Below are 21,897 nucleotides of genomic sequence, written 5' to 3' on the forward strand. Positions count from 1 at the left end.
ACCTCACTTAAGCGCATCGGCAATACGATTCAGCGATTCCTCGCGGCCCAGGACGTCGAGAACATCGAAGATACCAGGTGATGTATTGGTTCCCGTCATCGTCGCGCGCAGGGGTTGCGCCAGCTTTCCGAGCTTGGTGCCGGTCGCTTCCGCATGCGCCTTTACGGCGGCTTCGAGACTATGAACGTTCCAGTCCGCCGCCTCGAGGATCGGGAGCAGGCCGCGAAGCGCCGCGACGCCGCCATCCGCCATGATCTGCTTGGCCTTGTCGTCGAGCGCAATCGGCCGCTCGGCGAACAGGAACTGCGCGCTCTTCATGAGCTCGAGGAGTGTCTTCGCCCGCTCCTTGAGGCCAGGCATGGCGCGCAACAACTTGGCGCGCATGTCGCTATCAATGCGCGCCAGCATTTCAGGTCCACCCGCCGCATGCGGCAGGAAAGCCAGGAAAGCGGCGAGCAGATCGGCGTCGGGCGTCTGACGCATATAGTGGCCGTTCAGGTTCTCGAGCTTGACGAAATCGAAGCGCGACGGCGACTTGCCGATGCCATCGAGGTCGAACCAGGAGATCATCTGCTCGGTCGAAAAAATCTCGTCATCGCCGTGACTCCAGCCGAGGCGTGCGAGATAGTTGCGCATCGCTTCCGGCAGATAGCCCATGGCGCGATAGGCCTCGACGCCGAGGGCGCCATGGCGCTTCGACAGCTTGGCGCCGTCGGCGCCATGGATCAGCGGGATATGCGCCATCTCCGGGACGTGCCATCCCATGGCCTTGTAGATCTGTGTCTGGCGCGCCGCATTGGTGAGATGATCGGAGCCGCGGATGATATGGGTGACACCCATGTCATGATCGTCGACCACGACCGACAAATTATAGGTCGGATTACCGTCGGAACGCAGGATGATGAGGTCGTCGAGCTCCTTGTTCTGGATCACGACGCGGCTCTGCACATGATCCTCGATCACGGTCTCGCCCTGTTGCGGCGCCTTGAAACGGATTGCCGGCTTGATGCCTGCGGGCGCGGTCGCCGGATCGCGGTCGCGCCAGGTGCCGTCATAACGCAGAGGGCGCTTCTCGGCTTCAGCCTTTTCGCGCATCGCCAGCAGTTCCTCGGGCGTGCAGTAACAGCGATAGGCGAGGCCCTTGGCGAGCAGGATTTCGGCCACTTCGCGATGGCGCGAAGCGCGCGCAAATTGCGACACAACCTCACCATCCCAGTCGAGGCCGAGCCAAGTCAGTCCGTCGAGAATGGCGTCAACGGCTTCCGGTGTCGAGCGCTCGCGATCGGTGTCCTCGATGCGTAACAGCATCTTGCCACCACGGTTCCTGGCATAGGCCCAATTGAACAGCGCGGTACGGCCGCCGCCTATGTGGAGGAAGCCGGTGGGCGAGGGGGCAAAACGTGTGATGACGGACGATGACATGGCCGCCTTTCTTGGCAATGATAGGGTTGGGATGTTGCGCGGGGGCTTAGCATAGTGGCCGCGCATACGTAAGGGGCGGTGCGTGGCGGACTGGGTTCAGGATGTCGGCGCGGAGGCCCGGGAGCGGCCGGACTGGCGCGCCTGGATGGTGGCAGCTGTCGCACGGCAATCCGGAACTTTTTTCCTCTGGTCGCCCGTCTGCCTGCTGGCCGGCATCTGGTCCTATTTCGCCCTGTCGCGCGAGCCGCCGCCCGCGGCATTCGCCGTGCTTGCGCTTATCCTGGTATTGCTATTCCTGTTGGCGTGGCTGCGACGCGGCACCGTGGCGACGGTTCTCTTTCTGACGCTCCTGGGCTTCAGTCTGGCCAAGATCAGGACCGAATGGGTCGCGAGCCCGGTACTGCGCGCGCCGACCGGCGAGGTCATGCTCACCGGCGTGGTCGAGGATTTCGAGGTCCGCGGCCCCCGACGCGGGGCGGCGGTGTTGCGCATCGTGACGCTTGAGGGGAAGGGCGTCACCCGCCTGCCGTCCCATGCGCGCGTCACGCTTTCAGGCGGCACGAGGCTATTGCCCGGGCAGGTGATCAAGGCGAAGGCGCAGCTATTCCCCTTGCCACCGCCGGCCATTCCGGGCGGCTATGATCACGGTCGTACCCTGTGGTTTCAAGGCATCGGCGCGACCGGGCGGCTCTATGGCGACATAGCTAGTATCGGCAGGGATGCGGCCTGGCTGCTGCGCTTCAAGGCCGCGGTGCAGGGGCTGCGCGATGTGATCGGCCTGCGCATACGTGCGGTGATCCCCCCTGAACGGAGCGGCGTCGCGGAAGCCCTGATCACCGGCGAAAGAGGAAGTATTCCGCCCGAGGTGAATGACAGCCTGCAGACCTCCGGCCTCGCCCATATCCTTTCCATCTCGGGACTCCATATGACCTTGGTGGCCGGCCTGTTTTTCGCGCTGGTGCGGGCGGTGCTCGCCCTGTCGCCAACGCTCGCGACCGCCTATCCGATCAAGAAATGGGCCGCCGTCGCCGGACTCGTCATGGGCTTCGCCTATATGGTGCTGGCGGGCGCTTCGGTCGCGACGCAGCGTTCCTACATAATGCTGGCGGTCATGTTCGTCGCCATTCTTGCCGACCGGCCGGCGCTCTCGATGCGCAATCTCGCCATAGCCGCGCTGATCATCCTGGTGCTTTTCCCGGAGGCCGCACTCACCGCCAGTTTTCAAATGTCCTTCCTGGCGGTCATGGGATTGCTCGCCTTCTACGAGGTCTGGAGCAAATGGCTGGTCGAAGGAGAGACTCGTCGCGGACTGATCGGGCGTCTCTGGCGGCGCGCTTTTCGTGACTTCTGGGCAGTCGCCTTCACCTCGCTCGCTGCTGGCGGCCTGTCATCGATTGCCGCCGCCTATCATTTCGGCCGGCTTGCGCCCTATGGCCTGATCGCGAATCTCCTGGCCTTTCTGGCCATGTCCCTGGTCGTCATGCCGATGGCCGTCCTGGCTGTTCTCCTGATGCCCTTCGGCCTCGAATCCTGGCCGCTCCAGGCCATGGATCTGGGGCTCGTCTGGGTTCAGGCCGTTTCCGACTGGGTAAGCCGCCTGCCCGCCGCGCAGGGCATGGTCCCGACCTTGCCCAGGGTGACCGCCATCCTCCTGGGATTGGCCGCGATCGTCTTGTGCCTCGCTCGCGGCCCAGTTCGAGGATTTGCTTTAGCGTTCGCCATAATGTCTTTTATATTCATAGGATTACGGGATGATCCTGATATTCAGATAGAGGGAGCGGCGAAGACGGTGGCTGTTCGCATGGCGGCAGGTGACATGGTGCCGGTCCACGCCCGCCGCGGGCGTTTCGCCGCCAGCCTGTGGCTCAGGCGGGAAGGTGACGAAGTAACACCGGCCGAGGCGGCCCGCCGGCCGGGCTGGAGCTGTGGGGAGGGCGTCTGCGGCGCAACGGTCGACGGTCGCCGGGTCGTCTATGTGGACCGGGAGAGGCCGGACATGACGCTACCTTGTGCCGAAGCCGATATCCTCGTGGCGGCCTTTCCTCTGCGCGGCCGATGCCGTTCGGTAAAATGGCGCGTCGACCGCTTCTCGGTCTGGCGAGAGGGTGCGCATGCACTCTATTTCGAGGCGGACGGCATCCGCGTCGAGACAGCACGCGGCCTTCAGGGAGAAAGACCGTGGGTCATCATGCCGGAACCGCGTCGCAAGGACACATCGCGCCAATAATTGGAAACGTGCATGCCTCGGCCATGACGGAACAGGATCATCAAAAGGCCACCAGGGTACTTTCCGAACTGCGTCAGCGGATCGACGGGATTGACGCCGAACTCATTGCTCTCCTGGCGAAGCGTCAGCGTTGTGTCGAGCAAGTGATTGAGGTCAAACGTTCGGTGCAGCTGCCGGCGCGCATACCGGCCAGGATCGATGAAGTTCTTGCGCATATCCGCGAACTCGCGGAGGACGGAAATGTCGAGCCTGATCTCGCGATCGCCATCTGGCGCGAGATGATCGAGCAGTTCATTGCCTATGAGGAACGCCGGCTCTAGCGCGCATCCCGGCGAAGTGTAATCACTTCGCCGAAAAGGATTCGCGCCAGATCAATGTCTTGGAGCAAATCCTTGTCGCCAAAGTCTTCAACTTTGGCGGGATTTGCTCTAGCCGGACTATTCGCAGATCTGCCTGAGACCGGCCCACTCGGCGTCGGAGAGAACCGGCCGCGCCACGACGCCTTGAGGCAGAGGTTTGATCGCCGCAATGCGCTCGTCCGTTACCGGATGCGTCGACATCATGTCGCTCATCGCGCCGAACAGGCCGCCGCCCGAGCCCTGCCGGCCCTCCAGTTTCTTGATCTCTTCGAAGAAGCGCTTGAGCCCCAGGGGATCGACGGCGGCTTTGATCAGCATGTCCTGGGCGTAGCCGTCCGCCTCGCGCTCAGCGTCGCGCGAATAGCGCAGGATGGCCAGGAGGCCGGCCAGGCCGCTGATCGAATCCCCACCGCCCGAAATAACCTGGAGCAGAAGCTCGATGCCCATGGCACGGATGAGCTGTGCTTCGGCATGGCGGTGATAGACATGTCCGATTTCATGGGCGAGGACACCGGCGACCTCGCTGGGCGCCTGGGCGGCATCGATCAGCTTGCGCGTCATGATGATGCGACCGCCCGGCAGCGCGAAGGCATTGAGGATATCGATGTCGTAGACTTTGAGCTCGAAGGGCGGCGCCTCCGGATTATCCTCCTGCAGCCGCGCCGAGAGTATGCGCAGGAGGGGATTGTCCGCGCTGGTGCCGCACAGCTTGCCATTACCGGTGAAGGTCGCCTCGACCTGATCGGCGAGATTATCCCGCCAGCTTTCGGGCAATACGAAAGCGAGCGCCTGCGGAGCATAGGACAGGGTGCCATAGGTGACCCCGATGGCGAATAGCGCGCACGCGACGATGATCGCCGCCAGGCGTCCGGCGCGTTTCAGATTGGGAGCGCCAGCGAGATGGGGCGCAGACAGCACGAGCTGCCGCGCAAAGCTCTCCTGGGTGACGACGAGGCGCGCGCCAGGAAAGGCGTCATGGCCGAGACGCAGCGGATAGCCGGCGCGCATCGGGGTGATGGCGATGAGGCCGGCGAAGCTCCAGACGCGCCGCGCGACCGCCGGCCCTTCGATGGCGAGCCCTTCCGGCAGCAGCTCGAGAGTGACGGCATGATCTCGTGCTGTCTCACCGTCGAAGAAACGCGCTCCGGCGTGCATGCTCAGATGCCTCCGACATCAAAGGCATCGGCGAGGCCTTCGCCGGTGCGGCCCAGGGGTTCTCTCGATTGCATGATCCGATCGATTTTCACAGTCCCGTGGATGGAGATGCGCCGGCACAGATAACGCACCAGACGTTGCTGGGCAAAGGGCGTGGCGATGCCGAGCGTGAAGATGACGAGAAGCAGATTGCCGAGAACAAGGCCGAGGAGGCTCGCTCCCGTGGCGTCAAGGCGGAAGCGGACTCGATCGAGCGTCGTGTAGGAGGCAAAGATGGCCATCTCGCGCGCCCTGTAGAAGGTCCAGATCATCGCGAGCAGGGCGCTGACGATCATGAAGCCGGCAAACAAGGCGAGGAGCGTCACGATGACGACAGTCTGGCTGGGTGGAGCATCTGTTTTGGCATAATCCCTCAGAAACGTCGGAAGCGATCCGCCTGAGGCGCTGTAGACACCCCATACGAGGAGCAGCGTAAGAAGGATGAACGTGACCAGGGAAATCACCCAGCACAGGGCATAGGCCCCATAAAGCGGCCCGGCGCGACCCTTGAAGCGGAAGGGCATGGTGCCGATCCGCATATCGCCGGTCATGCGTTCCTGCAGATTGAGATTCATCGCCGGTGTCGACCACCCCATCGTCATGAAGCTCAGGAGACTGGTGGCGAAATAGAGTAGGCTGAACGTCCAGGACGAGCCGACGAGGGCGCCCCTGATGCCGCGCCACAAAGTGCGCGACAGCTGGTAGCGCCGGGCACGGTAGAGCGCCATGCCCCAGAACAGCAGGAAGATCAGAAACAGGAAGAGGTTGAAGACGACGAGCAGAGGGTGTTGCGGTCCCAGTGATAGTCGCAAGACCGCGAGGATCAGAATGACCGGAAGGAAGAACAGGCCGAAAACGATGAGTGCACCCAGGAATAGCTCCCGCCCGCGCCCGGTATATTCAAGAGGCTCGCCATTGATGTGGACACAACTCCAGATGTGCCGTCGCACATTGGTCTTCGCCCAGAAGCGGTAGAGGGTCAGGGTTGCCACAAAAAGCAGGGCGTTCAGGAGGGCGATCCGCCCCAGTCCCGGTTTATCTATATATTTAATTGAAATGGTCGTTCCGAATCCGTTCTCCTCCGCGTCAACCGCCCGCAAGTCCATGAGATTCCTCGCCGTCCGTCGCCCGATTTCCCTAGCCCGCATGTATGAGTAACAGAATGTTGCAGAAATGTCACAAGCGGAGCTTTTGTTAAGCAAGGCGCAGGGCTCGCCACAATCAACCTTCCATCCGCCCAAATTTGCCAATAACGCTATGCCCGGGCAGCTGCCGGATCAGAAGGCAGGCCCAAAACGGGACACAGGGGTGTGTGGGCTAGGGGCGCCGGATTAGACAGACGATGGATGCCAAAACCATAACAAAAACAAAACTTCCCAGTCGCCATGTGACCGAAGGTCCACAGCGTGCCCCTCATCGGGCCTTCCTTTACGCGATGGGCCTGTCTCAGACCCAGATTCATCAACCTCTGGTAGGTGTCGCCTCCTGCTGGAACGAGGCCGCCCCCTGCAATATTTCACTCATGCGTCAGGCCCAGGCGGTGAAGCGTGGGGTTGCAGCTGCCAACGGAACGGCACGTGAATTCTGTACCATCACGGTGACCGACGGCATCGCGATGGGCCATCAAGGCATGAAGGCTTCGCTCATCTCGCGCGAATGCATCGCCGATTCGGTCGAGCTGACCATGCGCGGCCATTGTTATGACGCGCTGGTGGGCGTCGCCGGCTGCGACAAGTCCCTGCCGGGCATGATGATGGCCATGGTCCGGCTCAATGTGCCCTCGGTCTTCATCTATGGCGGCTCCATCCTGCCGGGTACCTTCAAGGGCCGCCCTGTGACCATTCAGGACGTGTTCGAGGCCGTCGGCATGCATTCGGTCGGCCGCATGAATGATGCCGATCTGGAACAGCTGGAGCAGGTCGCCTGTCCCTCGGCGGGCTCCTGCGGCGCCCAGTTCACCGCCAACACCATGGCGACGGTGGCGGAGGCGATCGGCTTGGCGCTGCCTTACTCCTGTGGTGCGCCTGCTCCTTACGAGATCCGGGACACATTTTGTTTCGCCTCGGGCGAGAAAGTGATGGAGCTCGTTGCCCGCAATATCCGTCCGCGTGACATTGTGACCTTGAAGGCGCTCGAGAATGCGGCGACCGTGGTGGCGGCATCGGGCGGCTCCACTAATGCGGCACTTCACCTGCCGGCCATCGCCCATGAATGCGGCATCAAACTCGACCTCTTCGATGTCGCCGAGATCTTCAAGCGCACGCCCTATATTGCCGACCTCAAGCCGGGCGGAAAATATGTCGCCAAGGACATGTTCGAAGCAGGGGGCATTCCGCTGCTGATGAAGACCTTGCTCGACCACGGCTACCTGCATGGCGACTGCCTGACCGTCACCGGCCGGACGGTGGCCGAGAACATGGCCAAGGTGAGGTGGAATCCTGACCAGGATGTGGTGCGACCCGCCAACGAACCGATTACGCGGACGGGCGGCGTCGTCGGCCTCAAGGGCAATCTGGCGCCGGAAGGCGCGATCGTCAAAGTGGCCGGCATGAAGACACTCAAGTTTTCCGGTCCCGCCCGCTGCTTCGATACGGAAGAGGCGTGCTTCGAGGCGGTAACGAAACGCCAGTACCAGGAAGGTGATGTGCTGGTCATCCGCTATGAGGGCCCGCGCGGCGGTCCCGGCATGCGCGAAATGCTGGCGACCACGGCGGCCATCTATGGCCAGGGCATGGGCGACAAGGTCGCCCTGATCACGGACGGGCGCTTTTCCGGCGCCACGCGCGGCTTCTGCGTCGGACATGTCGGGCCTGAGGCTCAGCTCGGCGGGCCGATCGGCCTTCTAAGGGATGGCGACATCATCACCATCGACGCGGAGGAGGGGATACTCGCCGTGAATGTCACAGTTGAGGAACTTTCTCGCCGTAAAAAGGACTGGAAGCCGCGCGAGCATGGCTATGGAACCGGCGCGCTGTGGAAATATGCGCAGCAGGTTGGACCCGCTATGGGCGGTGCAGTGACCCATCCCGGAGGATCACACGAAGGTGTTTGCTACGCCGACATATGATCGGCGCGCGAGTATGTTGGCGCGTGGAGTGATTGCGACGGTGGCCTTGATTGCCGCCTGGTTCGCGGCCCACCTGGATTCCGCCAACGCTCAGGATGGTGGCTGGACCTCTGATTTCTACTCTTATCTGCCGGCGGCGCCGGATATCAAGACGCCGGATCTCGATTTCATCCCATTCTGGACCGACGATCTCAAGAAGGCCAAGCGCGCCTACAAGGAAGGCGATTTCGCCAAGGCGCGCAAATATTTCGAGCGGGCGTCGGACGACAACAATATCGTCGCCGACTGGTATCTGGGCCACATGTATCGCCTGGGTCGCGGTGTAACGCGCGACGACGCGAAGGCTTTCTCCTATTATGGTCGCGTCGCTGACGCCTTCGATTCCGAAGAGAGCGATCAGAACCGGCTGCGGATCATGGTCGACGCCCTGGTTCGGGTCGCCGATTATTACCGCACCGGCAGCAAGGAGGCGGGCGTCAATCAGAATTTCGACCGCGCCAACCGCATCTACCGCCTGGCGGCAACATATGGTCATCCCGCCTCGCAATATGCGTTGGGCATGATGGCGCTGCGTGGCCAGGGCATGCGCAAGCAGCCTGAGCAGGGCTTACGCTGGCTGTTAGCGGCGGCCAAGAAGCGCTATGCGCCTGCCGAAGCCGCCCTCGGTGATCTCTACTGGACTGGCGAGGTGGTGAACCGCGACCGTACCCGCGCCATCATGTGGTACCTGCTCGCCCGCTCGACCACCCGCCCGGGCGAGGCGCCTGGCATCTACGACCAGCTCGACAAGATGCTGGCCGAGACGAGCGAAGCCGAACGACTGGAGGCGGAAGCGCGCGCCACCGTCTGGGCCGACCAGTATCCGGCGGACGACGAGGCCAACCAGACCCCCGAATAGGTCAGCCCGGGCTTATACGCGGAGCCGGGCGGTCGCGGGTGTGCGATCGAGTCGCCACTTCATGCCGCCAGCTGCAGGACGACCGGCACGTGATCGGACGGCTTCTCCCAGGCGCGCACATGCTTGTCGATGCGCGTCGACTGCAGGCGGTCGGCGGCTTGCGGCGACAGCAGCAGGTGGTCGATGCGGATACCATTGTTCTTCTGCCAGGCGCCGGCCTGATAGTCCCAGAACGTGTAGAGGCCGGGTTCCGGATCGAGGGTGCGCACCGCTTCCGTCAGGCCGAGATTGATCAGCTCCCGGAATTTCGCGCGCGTCGGCGGCAGGAAAAGCGCGTCGTTCACCCACTCCGCTGGATTCTTGGCGTCGATCGCCTGCGGGATGACATTGTAGTCACCGGCCAGAACGAAAGGCTCCTCATAGGCGAGGAGACCACGTGCGTGGGCGATGAGGCGGTCCATCCAGCCGAGCTTGTAGGCATATTTCTCGCTGGCTACCGGATTGCCGTTGGGCAGGTAGATCGAGGCGATGCGGATGCCCGAGATCACGGCTTCAACATAACGGGCCTGTTCGTCGCCGTCATCGCCGGGAAGCCGTATATTGACCTCGTCGAAGGGGAGCTTCGACAGGATGGCCACGCCATTATAGGTCTTCTGGCCATGGACGGCGAGATTGTATCCCAATTCCTCGAAGACCTGCCGCGGAAAGGCCATGTCCTCGCATTTGAGTTCCTGAAAGCACACGACGTCGGGCGAGGCCTCCTTGAGCCAGGCGGTGACCGTGTCGAGTCGGGCTTTGACGCTGTTGACGTTCCAGGTTGCGATCAGCATGGGGAGCACTCGAAAGATGAAGAACCGGGCGATGTTTGCAAAGTATCGAGCACCTGCGCAAGCACGGATGTGGCTTGCGCAGGTTCACTGCTGACAATTGCGCGCGATGCGCTGGATTGACTCAATCCAAACTCATCGTGATCCAGAGCATCGGCCCGAGAAGTGCGTGCGGTTATCGGATAAGCCGATGCACAAAATCAACGAGATAGAGCGCCGGGGTAATTCCATGAGAACGCCCGGCGCTCTATCGCGGCGTTACCTCGTGCAGACGAGCAGGGCGCCGACGCGGGCCGCGATCTCGGCCAGCCGCTTGCCGCCCGAGGCGTCCATGCACCAGACGAAGTGATCTTCGTAATTGGTGTGCCAGCGCGGACCTGAGAACCCGCAACCCTCGCTGAGATTGGTGCGCTGCTGCTCGATGGAGAGGTTTGAATAGCGCCGGCATTCCTGCGCCTTGTCCGGCTTGGCGGCGCATAGGTTGAGCAGGTCCTGGCGTTTTGCATCCTCGCGCACACGCGCCTGTTGCGGCGCCGACTGGCACCATGAGTAATGCGTGTCGAAATCGGGCCGCCAGCGCGGGCCCTCGAAACCGCAGCGCAGGGCGCGGTTACGCTGCGCCTGGCGCACCGCGCGGTTGGCGAAGTCGACGCAGCCCGCATCGTCCTCCCCACCGCCGCCGGCATCGGCGCGGCAGCGCTCGAGGCTCGCTTCGCGGGCGCGCAGCTCCGCCTCGCGGTCGGCGCGCCGCGCCGTCATGCACCATTCGTAATGGGCAGCACTGCTCGCCTGCCAGCGCGCGCCGCCGAAGCCGCAGCCCAGCCGGCTTGCCTCGCGGATCTGCGCCATGCTGAGGCGCGAATAGTCTCTGCAGGCCTCGGCGCGATCACCCTCGCTGTCGCCCGAGCGGCAGCGCCTGAGCTCTTCCGCGCGTCCGCGCGATTCAGCCTCACGCTCGGAGCGCCTGGCGCTCATGCACCAATTGTAATGGACATTGTAGCCGCCCTGCCAGCGCGCCCCGGTGAAGCGGCAATCGCGGCGTTTGGCATCGGCGATCTGGGACACCGCCTCCTCGGCATAATCGCGGCAGGCTTCGGCGCGGTCGCCGCCGTCATTGCCGGCCCGGCAGGAGCGCAGATCCTGCGCCCGGGCGGTCCGTTCGGCCCGCACTTGCTCGCGGGTGGCGCCGAGGCACCAGTTGTAGTGCTCGCCATAGCGCTGCGACCAGCGGGCGCCCGTATATCCGCAGCCGAGATCACGGGCCTCGCGCGCGCCCGTCACCGCCTCCTCGGCATAGTCGCGGCATTCGTCCTCGCGTCCGCCTCCGCCACCACCACCGGAGGATCGGCACTCGGCCAGCTTATTGATCCGGTTGCGATCTTCACGCTCGCGGTCGGCTCTGCTGGCGCTCATGCACCAGTTGAAATGCTCATCGCGGTTCGACTGCCAGGATGAGCCGGTGAAGTTGCAGCGCAGACGGAGATTCTCGTCATTCTGTTGCACCGCGCGCACAGAATAGTCGCGGCAGATATCCTCGCGGTCGGACGTGTCGGCGACCTTTTCGCCTGACACGCAACAATTATTGGCGACCTTGGCTGGCGCGGGGGACTTGAGATAGCAGCGCGCCTGTGGTCCCTGGACACCCGGATTGACATAGGTCCATGCCTTGCACGAGGCGTTTTTCTCACATGCCTGCCGGCAGAGATTGAAGTCGGGAGCGCGCAGATCCAAGTCGCGTATGTCGTTTCCGGGCCGGTCGGTGTTCCATTCCTGCGCTTGCGCGGCCAGGGTCGTCAGAAACAGGATGCCGAACAGGACGACGATGCGGTGCAGGATGATGGACACGATTCCCCCCCAATGGCGACTCACTTGCGAAGCTATCACAGCTGCGTGATCGCCAAACAAGAGGGCGCGCTTGTTACAGTTTAGGATTTGCGCGGCGCGTGTCGCCGAGATGCAACCCCAGGGGGAGTTCTCTAGCCGATGCTCGCCTGGGTGAGGTGTTCGATCTCTGCCGCGGTCAGTTGGAGTTCCGCCGCCTTGATCAGGTCCCGTAGCTGTTCGACGCTCGTGGCGCTGGCGATGGGGGCGACAAGGCTCGGCCGGGCGATCAGCCAGGCGATGGCGACCTGTGCCGGCGTGGCGCTCCGGCTCTTCGCCACCGCATCGAGCGCGGCCAGGATACGCAAGCCCCGGTCATTGAGATAGGCGTCCATCCCCTCGCCGCGCGCGGCGCTTTTCGAGAAGTCGGCGCGGCTGCGGTATTTGCCGGACAGAAAACCCTTGGCGAGCGAGAAATAGCTGGTCACGCCGATCTCATTCTCGCGGCAGAAGGCTTCGAGCTCGGCTTCGTAGCCCGAGCGGTCATAGAGATTGTAGTGGGTCTGCAGATTCTCGAAGCGCGGCCAGCCATGCCGGGCGCTGATGGCAAGCATCTTGCGCATCGTTTCGGCGCTGTGGTTCGAATTGCCGATCACCCGCACCTTTCCGGCCTTGACCAGATCGGCATAGGCGCCGAGCGTGTCTTCCGGATCGGCTTCGGGATCCTCCCAATGGGAGAGATAGAGATCGATATAGTCGGTCTGGAGGCGTCCGAGCGAGGCCTCAACCGCGCTTTTGATATAACGGCTCGACAGGCCCTTCCGACCGGGGCCCATCTCGGAGCCGACCTTGGTGGTGACCACGATGTCGGCACGATTGCCGCGAGCCTTCATCCATTTGCCGATGATGGTTTCGGATTCACCCCCGTGATGGCCGGGAACCCAGGTCGAATAGACATCCGCCGTGTCGATCAGATTGAAGCCCTGGGCCGCGAAGGCGTCGAGAACGGCGAAAGAGGCCTTTTCGTCGGCGCTCCAGCCGAAGACATTGCCGCCAAGGCCCAGCGGCGCAACCGCCAGATCCGAGCGTCCAATCTTGCGTTTCTGCATGGTCAGATGGAGAAGCTGGTGCCGCAGCCGCACGACATGGTGGCCTGCGGGTTGTTGACCTTGAAGCTGCGTCCGATCAGGTCGTCGACGAAATCGATCTCGGACCCGGTAATATAGACGAGCGAGACGGAATCGATCAGAACGGTGGCGCCGTCCTTCTCGATGACCAGATCATCATCGGCGCGTTGGGAGTCGAGCTTGAAATCATATTGGAAGCCGGAACAGCCGCCGCCTTCGACCGCGACGCGCAAGCCTGCGGAGCCGGGATGGGCGGCCATGATATCCTTGATGCGGCTCGCCGCCGCGGAAGTTATCGAAACCGTATCCGTCATGGTCACATATGTCGTGCGCCCGGGCGCGCTTGTCAACGGGGGGGCTTGAGAGAGATGCGGGCTCCCTATGCGTCGGATCCGGGCAGGAGCCGGGGCCGGCTGACGCCGGAACCCGATGCGCCGCCGCGCACGCCCTTCGAGCGCGACCGCGACCGCATCATCCATTCTTCGGCTTTCCGTCGCCTCAAGCACAAGACCCAGGTCTTCGTCTATCACGAGGGCGATCACTATCGCACGCGGCTGACCCATTCGATCGAGGTCGCCCAGATCGCCCGCTCGATCGCCCGGGTGCTGCGGCTCGACGAGGATCTGACCGAAGCCCTGGCGCTAGCGCATGACCTCGGCCATACGCCCTTCGGGCATGCCGGCGAGCGCGAGCTCGACCGGCTGATGCGTGACCATGGCGGCTTCGACCACAATGCTCAGAGTCTGCGCATCGTTACCAGGCTGGAGCGCCGCTATGCCGCCTTTGACGGCCTGAACCTCACCTGGGAAACGCTGGAAGGCCTGGTCAAGCACAACGGGCCGCTGATCGATGGCGAGGGCCATGCGCTGGGCCACTACCGCGAAACCGGGCTGCCGGCCGCCATCATCGACTATGCCGAGGCGCATGATCTCCTGCTGGCCTCCTTCGCTTCCGCCGAGGCCCAGGCCGCGGCGATCGCCGATGACATCGCCTATAACGCCCATGACATCGATGACGGCCTGCGCGCCGGCCTGTTCGACGTCATCGATCTGGGCGACGACCCCTTGGTCGGCGCCGCTCTGGCCCAGGTGCTGAAGGCCTATCCCAAGCTCGAGCGCCCGCGCATGATCCATGAGACGGTGCGCCGGCTGATCTCGGCGATGGTCAGCGACGTGCTCGCCGAAAGCAACAGGCGATTGGATGCCTTCAAGCCGACCTCGGTCGAGGAGGTCAGAGGCTTGCGCGCGCCAGTGATCGCTTTCGGCGCCCAGATGAGAGAAAAGAACCGCGTGCTGCAGAGCTTCCTGTCGCACCGCATGTATCGCCATGAACGGGTTATCGCCATCATGGAGCGGGCGCAACGTGTGATCCGCGACCTCTTCGAAGCCTATATGAACGACCACAAGCTGATGCCGCCCGACTGGCGCGAGGATTCCTTCACCGACGACCGCAGCGGCTTCGCCCGTCAGGTCTGCGATTTCATCGCCGGCATGACCGACCGCTACGCCCTCGACCAGCACAAGAAACTGTTCGATCTCGACCCGCTATTCCGCTAATCTGGCTTCGCGTGGGGAGCGCGGAGGATGGCATGGCCGATATCGTCCTCATCAATCCGAAATTCGAGATCTCCTTCTGGGGCCTGGAGCATGCGTTGCCGCTTTTGGGCAAGCGCGCCAACATGCCGGTGGCGGCGCTGCCGCTGATCGCCGCCCTTACGCCGGAGCCGCATCGCATCACGCTGATCGATGAAAATGTCGAGGCAATCGATTTCGATCTTTGCGCCAGGGCCGACATCGTCGCCTTGACCGGCATGATCGTGCAGCGCCATCGCATGCGCGAGATCCTCGCCGAGTTGAAGCGCCGCAAGGTCTTCACGGTGGTGGGCGGCCCGTGGATATCGGTGAAGGAGGACTACTTCGGCGATCTCGCCGACGTGATCTTCGTCGGCGAGGCGGAGGAAACCTGGCCGCAGTTCCTCGCCGACTGGCAGGCGGGCAGCGCGCAGAAGCGCTACGAGCAGGCGGACAAGACCGATATCACCAGGATACCGCTGCCGCGCCTCGACCTGCTCAAGATGAACCGCTACGCCTTCGGCTCCGTGCAATTCTCGCGCGGCTGTCCTTTCACGTGCGAGTTCTGCGATATCATCGTGATCTTCGGGCGCCGGCCGCGTCTCAAGACATCCGAACAGGTCCTGGCCGAGCTCGATCAGCTGCGGGCCCAGAAGCTGTCACTTGTCTTCATTGTCGACGACAATCTCATCGGCAACAAAAAGGCGATCAAGGACGTCCTGCGCAGCGTCATCGACTGGCAGCGCCGCAACGCCTATCCGCTGTTGTTCTTCACCGAGGCCTCGATCGACCTCGCCGATGATGATGAACTGATGCAGCTCATGGTCGAAGCCAATATCGGCGCCGTCTTTGTCGGCATCGAAACTCCGAACGAGGAAGCGTTGATAGAGGCAAAGAAGCTGCAGAACCTGCGCAAGGGAGGAAGTCTCGTCGACAAGGTGCGCCGCATCCAGGATCGCGGGATGGAGGTCTGGGCCGGTATGATCCTCGGCTTCGACCATGACGACGAACACATATTCGCCGCCCAGGAGCGCTTCCTGCGCGAGGCGCGCATCTCGACGGCGATGGTGGGCATGCTGTCGGCTATTCCGCGCACGCCGCTCTATGACCGGCTCAAGGCGGCCGGCCGCCTCGATGAGGATGACGACCCGGCCCACGGCACCAATGTGCTTCCCGTCGGGATGAGCCGCGAGGCGCTCAGCCGGGGCTATGTCCAGCTGATGACCGGACTTTATGAGACCAAAGCCTATTTTGATCGTGTCGACGATCTTTATCGCGACGGCGGCATCGTCATCGACCGGGCGTGGAAAGACTTTGCGTCGGACCACCCATGGACGCACCGCAAACATGAGTTGCGCCTTTGGGTCGAATCGATCGGCCTAATGCTCAGGGTTCTCGCCAAGGTGCCGGACAGGGGCCTTCGGCAAGTCTACCGCCGGCGCTTCTGGTCCTTCCTCAAGGCGCGGCCGGAACCGTCGCTGTTGCGGATCTACGCGCTCAAATGCGTCATTCATTGGCACATGCACAAATTCATCCGCAGACTGGCGGCCACCGAAAAACCGCTGGTCAACACGTACTGATCAGGATGACCGAATCTCCGGGTAGCGCGCCAATGCGCGCAGTATGCGGTCCGAGGCCGGTGTGGATAACGCGGCCGGTGAAAGCGCCGGCTCAGGTCGCGAAAGCGGTATCCGCGGTGGCGCCGTCGGGGGTGAAGGCGAAGTGACCAAACGAATGACAAAGCGCCGGAATCATTGCGCTTAATGGACTGATATTCGGGCCTTTGAGCGGTCACGTTGCTCGGTAATCGGACTTGGAATACGCGTCCTTGATCGCGGGTGACCGGACGTTATCCGTCCCGCCGATCGATCCTACCGTTTGACGCACCGAGTGGCATCCGGTAGGGCAGAGCCGGACAGAAAGCCTTGATCAGTCCTGAGTTAAATGAACCTCTTCGCCCATTTCCAGCACATCGTCCGCGCCGAGATCGACGCCTTGGCACGGCAAGGCAAGCTGCCCGACGGCCTCGACCTGAGCCGTGTGATGGTCGAGCCGCCGCGCGATTCGGCGCATGGCGACCTTGCCACGAATGCGGCGATGGTGCTGGCCAAGCCGGCCGGCATGCCGCCGCGGGCCATCGCGCAGTTCGTGGCCGAGCGACTGGCCGCCGACCCCGATATCGAGTCCGCCGACATTGCCGGCCCGGGCTTTATCAATATGAGGCTCAAAGCTTCCTTCTGGCCGAAACTGCTCCGCGCGGCTTTGGGGCAGGGTGACAAATACGGCCATTCGACACTTGGCGCGGGCGAGAAGGTGAATGTCGAATATGTTTCGGCCAATCCGACTGGGCCCCTGCATGTCGGCCATTGCCGGGGCGCCGTCTTCGGCGACGCGCTGGCCGAACTGCTGAGCCGTGCGGGCTATGCCGTCGCTCGCGAATACTATGTCAATGACGCCGGCGGGCAGGTCGATGTGCTGGCCCGCTCGGCCTATCTGCGCTACCGCGAAGCGCTGGGTGAGGACATCGGCGAGATTCCGGGGGGCTGTATCCCGGCGACTACTTGAAGCCGGTGGGTCAGGCGCTCGCCTACGATCATGACAAGGCGCTGCTCGACATGCCCGAGGAAGCGTGGCTGCCCATCGTGCGCGACAGGGCGCTAGCCATGATGATGGAGCTCATTCGGGCGGATCTGGCGACGCTCAATATCCGCCAGGAGGTCTTCGTCTCCGAGAAATCGCTCCATACATCGGGCGAAGTTGACCGCACGGTCGAGGATTTGCGGGCACGCGATCTCATCTATGAAGGCCGCCTGCCGCCGCCGAAGGGCGAGTTGCCGGAGGACTGGGAGGATCGCGAGCAGACGCTGTTCCGCGCCACCCAATTTGGCGACGATATCGATCGGCCGCTGATCAAGTCGGATGGCACCTATACCTATTTCGCCTCCGACATCGCCTATTCGCGCCACAAGATCCTGCGCGGCTTCACCGAACTGGTCTATGTGCTGGGCGCAGACCATGCCGGCTATGTCAAACGGCTCGAGGCGATAGGCGCGGCCAATGCCGGCAACCGCAAGGTGAGCGTCGTCGTCCGGCTGTGTCAGCTGGTGAAGCTGTTCCGGGATGGCGAGCCGGTACGCATGTCGAAGCGGGCAGGTGAGTTCGTCACCCTGCGTGAAGTCGTCGAGGAAGTCGGCTCTGACGTCGTGCGCTTCATGATGCTCTACCGCAAGAACGAGGCGCCGTTAGATTTCGACTTTAAGAAAGTCACCGAACAGTCGAAGGATAATCCGGTTTTTTATGTGCAATATGCCCATGCCCGGATCTGCTCGGTCTTCCGCAATGCAGGCGAACTCGCGGAAAGCGCGGCCGAGCCGGATTTTTCACGACTCGTCGATGAGGCGGAACTGCAGCTGGTGCGCCGGATCGGCGAGTATCCGCGCTTGGTGGAGGCCGCCGCTCTAGCTCACGAGCCTCATAGGATAGCTTTTTATCTGTATGATCTGGCTAGTGATTTCCACGCCCTCTGGAACAAGGGCAAAGAGTCGCCGCAATTAAGATTTATTTTGGGTTCCAACATGCAAACTAGCCTTGCACGCCTCGCTTTATTGCGCGTGATTCGCTATGTTCTGGCTAACGGCCTAGGAATCCTTGGCGTGAAGCCCGTAGAGGAAATGTAGACGCGGGAACAAGTGGATGGATCAGGATACGACGAACAATCCCGGCAAGGCCCGCTGGCGCGAACGGCTAGGCATGGGAAATGCCAGCAAGGAAATGCCCAAGATTTCAGATGAGTTCAAGCCCGCGGCCGACGCGGCTAAGCCAGTCCCGCCGCGCGAGGCAAAGCAGCCGCCAGCGATGCAGGGTCACCAGCCGGTAACCCGGCCGGCCCCCATGGCGCCGCGCACACCGGCGCCGATGGCGCCGCGTGTCCCGCCCCAGGCGCAGGCCAAACCGCAAGCCCAGCCACAGGCGCAGCAACAGCCCCAGGCGCAGCAACAACCGCAGCCATCCGGACGTCCGGTCACGCCGCTGCCTAAGGGGGCCGCCGGATTGGGTGACCGCCTGCGCGCCGAGCGCCAAGCCGCTGAGCGGTTGGCCGAGCAGCGTGTTGCACAAGCGCGCGGCAATCGGGTCGCGCCACCACCGGCGCAGCCGACGCCTCCGCCGCAGAGCCAGCGGCCGGCATCGCCGGAAAAGCCCAAATTCACTTTCTCGCCGGAAGAACTGGCCAAGGACAAGCGTGAGACCACCTCGCCTTCGCCTCCGTCAGTCTCGCCGCCCGAGCGCGAATATCCGTCCTTCGCCGGCAAGGGAGGGACTGGAAACGCGCCCCCACCGCTGACCCCACCGCGTCCGGCGCTCGGCGGCACCGCCGCCGCTCCGCTATCGCGACCGCCGCAGCCGCCGCCAAGGGTTCCCGCGGCGCAGCCGCCTGCCGGGCCTGCCTTCCAGCCGCGCTATAACGGGCCGTCGCAGCCTCCCGGCGGCAACTACCGCTCACTCGATCCCCCGCCGAGCGGCGGCTTCACGCCGAAGTCCCGGCCATACGCCGATACGGCTGCCTATCGCGAGGATCCGCTGGCGCGCCGCGACGCTCCTCTGCCACGGCCTCCGGTCAATCGCGAACCTCCGGTCAGCCGCGAGCCTCCGGTCAATCGGGAATATGACTCCTACCGCCGCGGACCGGCTCTGCCGCCGGCCGCGCAAACCCAGGCCTATGGCGAAGGACATGATGGGCCGTCGCTGCCCGATTATCGCCGGCGTCCGCCCGTTCCGGCGCGAGGGCGCCAGCAAGCGCCGCCGCCCTATGACGAGGATGTCAACGAGGTTTTCGAGGATGAGGAGCCGCCACGGCCACAGCGTCGCCGCGCTTCGGCTCAGGATTACAATCGCGCCTATCGCGACTACGAGGAAGGCTATGACACCGAGCGTCGCCGCCGTGGCCCATGGCCGGCGCTTCTGGCGATCCTTCTCGGCGGCATCATCCTGACCGCAGGCATCATCTATTACTATCTCACCTACATGAAGCCGCAAGGGCAAGCGAATGGCGGCAATGTGCCGGTCATCGAGGCGCCCGATCAGTCGCCCAAGTCGGCCCCGGAGAGCTCAAGCGGATCGACGCTCGGCACGCAGGGAACCGCCCAGCCGACTGACGCCCAGCGCAAGCAGATCTACGACCGCATTCTGGGCGATGACGAGATCAACAGCGGCAGCCAGGTGGTGCCCACCCAGGAGACGCCGCAGGCCGTAGAGCCGACGGGCACGAATGAGGGACAGGGTGCCGCGCCTCTCCCCACGCCGTCGAGCGGTACGCAGGACAATACCAGCGAGCCATTGCCGCTGCCTCTGCCCCCGCCGGGGGCGACGGATCAGCAAGGTTCTCTGTCGAATAGTACTGGCCAGCAGACTGCTGCCGCCGGAGCCGTGGGTCAAACCACGGCTTCGTCGCAGGTTCCCGAGCCGGCCTCGACGAGCTCGGCCGACGACGGTGCTCCGGTACCAGGCCAACTGGCCAAGGCCACAGAAGAGATTGCAGCGGCACCACCGCCAACGGCGGAGCAGGTGGTGAGCGAACCCGAAGCGCTTCCGCCCCAACCGCAGCCGGCCAAGCCTAAAGCGAAAGCTGCAGAGAAGAAGCCGGTAAAGACGACCGCCGCCGCAGAGGCGGCCGCCCCTGATTCCACCCAAAGCGGTGCCGTCGAACCTCTTGTCCTCGTTCCTCCCGCGCAGCCGCCCGCTGCGAACGCCGCCCAACCGACGCCGGAGGCGGCTCCCGCCGTTCCCACGACCGAGAGCGCAGCGACCGAGGAAAAATCAAGATCTTTCTTCAATTTCGGCAGCGGCCCGACCGGCAAACGTAAGCTGACCGGCAAAGCGGCCGAGAATGCCCAGGCCCGTGGAGTGGCCGGCAACTGGGCCAATTCCCCCGACCCGAACGCTGTCGCGGCGGATTCCTCCGGCGCCGAGCCGCAGCAGGCCGCGCCGCAGCAGATCGCGGCCATCGCGCCCGCCCCGGAACCACAGCCGATCCCGATGCCGGCGCCTGAACAACCGGCGCAGCAGGCCATACCGTCAAGCACCGGCGGCTTTTCCGCCCAGCTCGCCTCGTTCCGCTCCGAAGCGGAGGCGCAGGCTGAATTTGATCGACTGCGCGCCAAGCACGGCGGCGTGCTGAGCGGTCTTAACCCGCGCATCGTAAAAGCGACCGTCGCGGGAGCTCCCCGTTATCGCCTGAGCGTCGGCCCAATGGCCTCGAAGGCGCAGGCCTCCAAAGTCTGCGAATCGCTCATTTCGGCCGGCGAGCGCGACTGTCTCGTGCGCGGCAACTGAGCCGGACCATCAGGAATTCGACATCGGCGAGCCGGACCGCCTGCGTGCCAAGAAGCCGCGCGATTGGCGCGCGATGATCGCGTCTATTGGCTCAGGTCGGGCCGACCCGAACTGATCGCGATCTGCCTCGAAAAGCTTGGAATCTGGGGATAATCTGTCGGGAAGAGGGCGAATCACCTCTGCTTTCTGCGACAAGCGGCTAAAGGCGATTGCACGAAGATGACCAGCGAAGAGAACACGACCGAAACCAAATGGCCGGACGGAGAAGGCCCGGTCCGCCAGGAGGCTGCGCAGGAGCCCGATAATGAGGAGACCCTCATCATCGACATCCTGGGCTACGAAGGCCCTATGGACTTGCTGCTGGAACTGGCTCGCCAGCACAAGATCGATCTTTCCCAGATCTCCATGCTGGCGCTGGTCGAGCAGTATCTGGCTTTCATCGAGCAGGCGCGCCAGCGCCGGCTCGAAATCGCGGCCGACTATCTGGTAATGGCGGCGTGGCTCGCCTATCTCAAATCGCGTCTGTTGCTGCCGCGCGCACCCGGCGATGAGGAAGTGCCGGCCGAAGATCTTGCCGCCCAGCTCTCTTTCCGTCTGCAGAAGCTGCAGGCGATGCGCGAAGCCGCGGCGAAGCTCATGGCGCGTGATCGCCTGGGCCGCGACGTGTTCGAGCGCGGCGATCCGGAGAAGCTCGTCTTCGATACCAGGGTCGAATATACCGACAATCTGATCGACCTGCTGAAGGCCTATACGACACGGCGTCAGAAGCTGGCGCGCCACAATACCTACACGATCAAGCGCATAAAGGCCTGGTCGATCAAGGATGCGCGCCAGATCCTCGAGCGCCTCGTCGGCCGCATGGACAATTGGAACAGCCTCGACAGCTGGCTCGCCGATTATTTCTCGACGCCGGAAGGCCGGGCGACGGTCGTCGCATCGAGCTTCACCGCGAGCCTCGAACTCGCCCGCGAAGGGGTGATCGAAATCAGGCAGGAACGGGCCTTCGAGCCTATTTACATGCGTCGGCGCGCCAGCGCCGCGTGAGAAGGAAATG

The 21,897-nt window shown here is 63.4% G+C and carries 15 protein-coding genes and 1 pseudogene; 9 read left to right on the plus strand and 7 right to left on the minus strand.

Annotated features, from left to right (window positions below; genetic code table 11):
* Positions 1 to 3: 3 nt before the first annotated feature.
* Positions 4 to 1,422 (minus strand): glutamate--tRNA ligase, encoded by a 1,419-nt coding sequence (gene gltX / locus G5V57_RS27960; protein ID WP_165171544.1) that lies wholly within the window; start codon positions 1,420 to 1,422, stop codon positions 4 to 6.
* A gap of 82 nt (positions 1,423 to 1,504) precedes the next feature.
* On the opposite strand from gltX, the gene G5V57_RS27965 reads away from it, so the two are divergent.
* Positions 1,505 to 3,649 (plus strand): ComEC/Rec2 family competence protein, encoded by a 2,145-nt coding sequence (locus tag G5V57_RS27965; protein ID WP_165171545.1) that lies wholly within the window; start codon positions 1,505 to 1,507, stop codon positions 3,647 to 3,649.
* A gap of 23 nt (positions 3,650 to 3,672) precedes the next feature.
* Entirely contained in the window at positions 3,673 to 3,969 is a 297-nt protein-coding gene (locus G5V57_RS27970; RefSeq protein WP_165171546.1) for a chorismate mutase, read from the plus strand.
* Positions 3,970 to 4,086: 117 nt separating this feature from the next.
* Here the strand turns inward: G5V57_RS27970 and G5V57_RS27975 are convergent, their stop codons facing one another.
* Positions 4,087 to 5,163 (minus strand): M48 family metallopeptidase, encoded by a 1,077-nt coding sequence (locus G5V57_RS27975; protein WP_165171547.1) that lies wholly within the window; start codon positions 5,161 to 5,163, stop codon positions 4,087 to 4,089.
* Between the two features lie 2 nt (positions 5,164 to 5,165).
* Complete coding sequence (locus tag G5V57_RS27980) at positions 5,166 to 6,308, minus strand: YjgN family protein (RefSeq protein WP_165171548.1); 1,143 nt, start codon at positions 6,306 to 6,308, stop codon at positions 5,166 to 5,168.
* 236 nt (positions 6,309 to 6,544) lie between these two features.
* Here G5V57_RS27980 and ilvD point away from each other — a divergent pair, with 236 nt between their 5' ends.
* Positions 6,545 to 8,269 (plus strand): dihydroxy-acid dehydratase, encoded by a 1,725-nt coding sequence (gene ilvD / locus G5V57_RS27985; protein ID WP_165171549.1) that lies wholly within the window; start codon positions 6,545 to 6,547, stop codon positions 8,267 to 8,269.
* Positions 8,270 to 8,282: 13 nt separating this feature from the next.
* Positions 8,283 to 9,167: a tetratricopeptide repeat protein gene (locus G5V57_RS27990; protein ID WP_165171550.1), complete on the plus strand. Its 885-nt coding sequence runs from the start codon at positions 8,283 to 8,285 to the stop codon at positions 9,165 to 9,167.
* 59 nt (positions 9,168 to 9,226) lie between these two features.
* On the opposite strand, the gene xth is transcribed toward G5V57_RS27990, so the two are convergent.
* The 4 genes from xth to erpA all read right to left on the minus strand — a co-directional run bounded on the left by xth (position 9,227) and on the right by erpA (position 13,256).
* Positions 9,227 to 9,997: an exodeoxyribonuclease III gene (gene xth, locus G5V57_RS27995; protein WP_165171551.1), complete on the minus strand. Its 771-nt coding sequence runs from the start codon at positions 9,995 to 9,997 to the stop codon at positions 9,227 to 9,229.
* A gap of 255 nt (positions 9,998 to 10,252) precedes the next feature.
* Positions 10,253 to 11,839, minus strand: a complete 1,587-nt coding sequence (locus G5V57_RS28000) for a PAN domain-containing protein (protein WP_206530111.1) — start codon at positions 11,837 to 11,839, stop codon at positions 10,253 to 10,255.
* 131 nt (positions 11,840 to 11,970) lie between these two features.
* Positions 11,971 to 12,924 (minus strand): aldo/keto reductase, encoded by a 954-nt coding sequence (locus tag G5V57_RS28005; protein ID WP_165174297.1) that lies wholly within the window; start codon positions 12,922 to 12,924, stop codon positions 11,971 to 11,973.
* Between the two features lie 2 nt (positions 12,925 to 12,926).
* Positions 12,927 to 13,256 carry an iron-sulfur cluster insertion protein ErpA gene (erpA, locus tag G5V57_RS28010; protein WP_165171552.1) on the minus strand — a complete coding sequence of 110 codons (330 nt, stop codon included), beginning with the start codon at positions 13,254 to 13,256 and terminating at the stop codon, positions 12,927 to 12,929.
* Positions 13,257 to 13,310: 54 nt separating this feature from the next.
* Between erpA and G5V57_RS28015 the strand changes: the two genes are divergently transcribed.
* The 5 genes and pseudogenes from G5V57_RS28015 to G5V57_RS28035 all read left to right on the plus strand — a co-directional run bounded on the left by G5V57_RS28015 (position 13,311) and on the right by G5V57_RS28035 (position 21,887).
* The gene (locus G5V57_RS28015) at positions 13,311 to 14,498 is read left to right on the plus strand and encodes a deoxyguanosinetriphosphate triphosphohydrolase (RefSeq protein ID WP_165171553.1); all 1,188 of its coding nucleotides are present in this window, start codon (positions 13,311 to 13,313) and stop codon (positions 14,496 to 14,498) included.
* Between the two features lie 32 nt (positions 14,499 to 14,530).
* Positions 14,531 to 16,093 carry a B12-binding domain-containing radical SAM protein gene (locus G5V57_RS28020; RefSeq protein ID WP_165171555.1) on the plus strand — a complete coding sequence of 521 codons (1,563 nt, stop codon included), beginning with the start codon at positions 14,531 to 14,533 and terminating at the stop codon, positions 16,091 to 16,093.
* Positions 16,094 to 16,457: 364 nt separating this feature from the next.
* A pseudogene (argS, locus tag G5V57_RS28025) lies at positions 16,458 to 18,190 on the plus strand (arginine--tRNA ligase).
* Positions 18,191 to 18,206: 16 nt separating this feature from the next.
* Positions 18,207 to 20,843, plus strand: coding sequence for an SPOR domain-containing protein (locus G5V57_RS28030; protein WP_165171557.1), 2,637 nt, complete (start codon positions 18,207 to 18,209; stop codon positions 20,841 to 20,843).
* A 219-nt stretch (positions 20,844 to 21,062) separates the two neighbouring features.
* Positions 21,063 to 21,887, plus strand: a complete 825-nt coding sequence (locus G5V57_RS28035; protein WP_165171559.1) for a ScpA family protein — start codon at positions 21,063 to 21,065, stop codon at positions 21,885 to 21,887.
* Positions 21,888 to 21,897 lie beyond the last annotated feature (10 nt).

It is taken from the genome of Nordella sp. HKS 07 (assembly GCF_011046735.1).
Lineage (GTDB): Bacteria > Pseudomonadota > Alphaproteobacteria > Rhizobiales > Aestuariivirgaceae > Taklimakanibacter.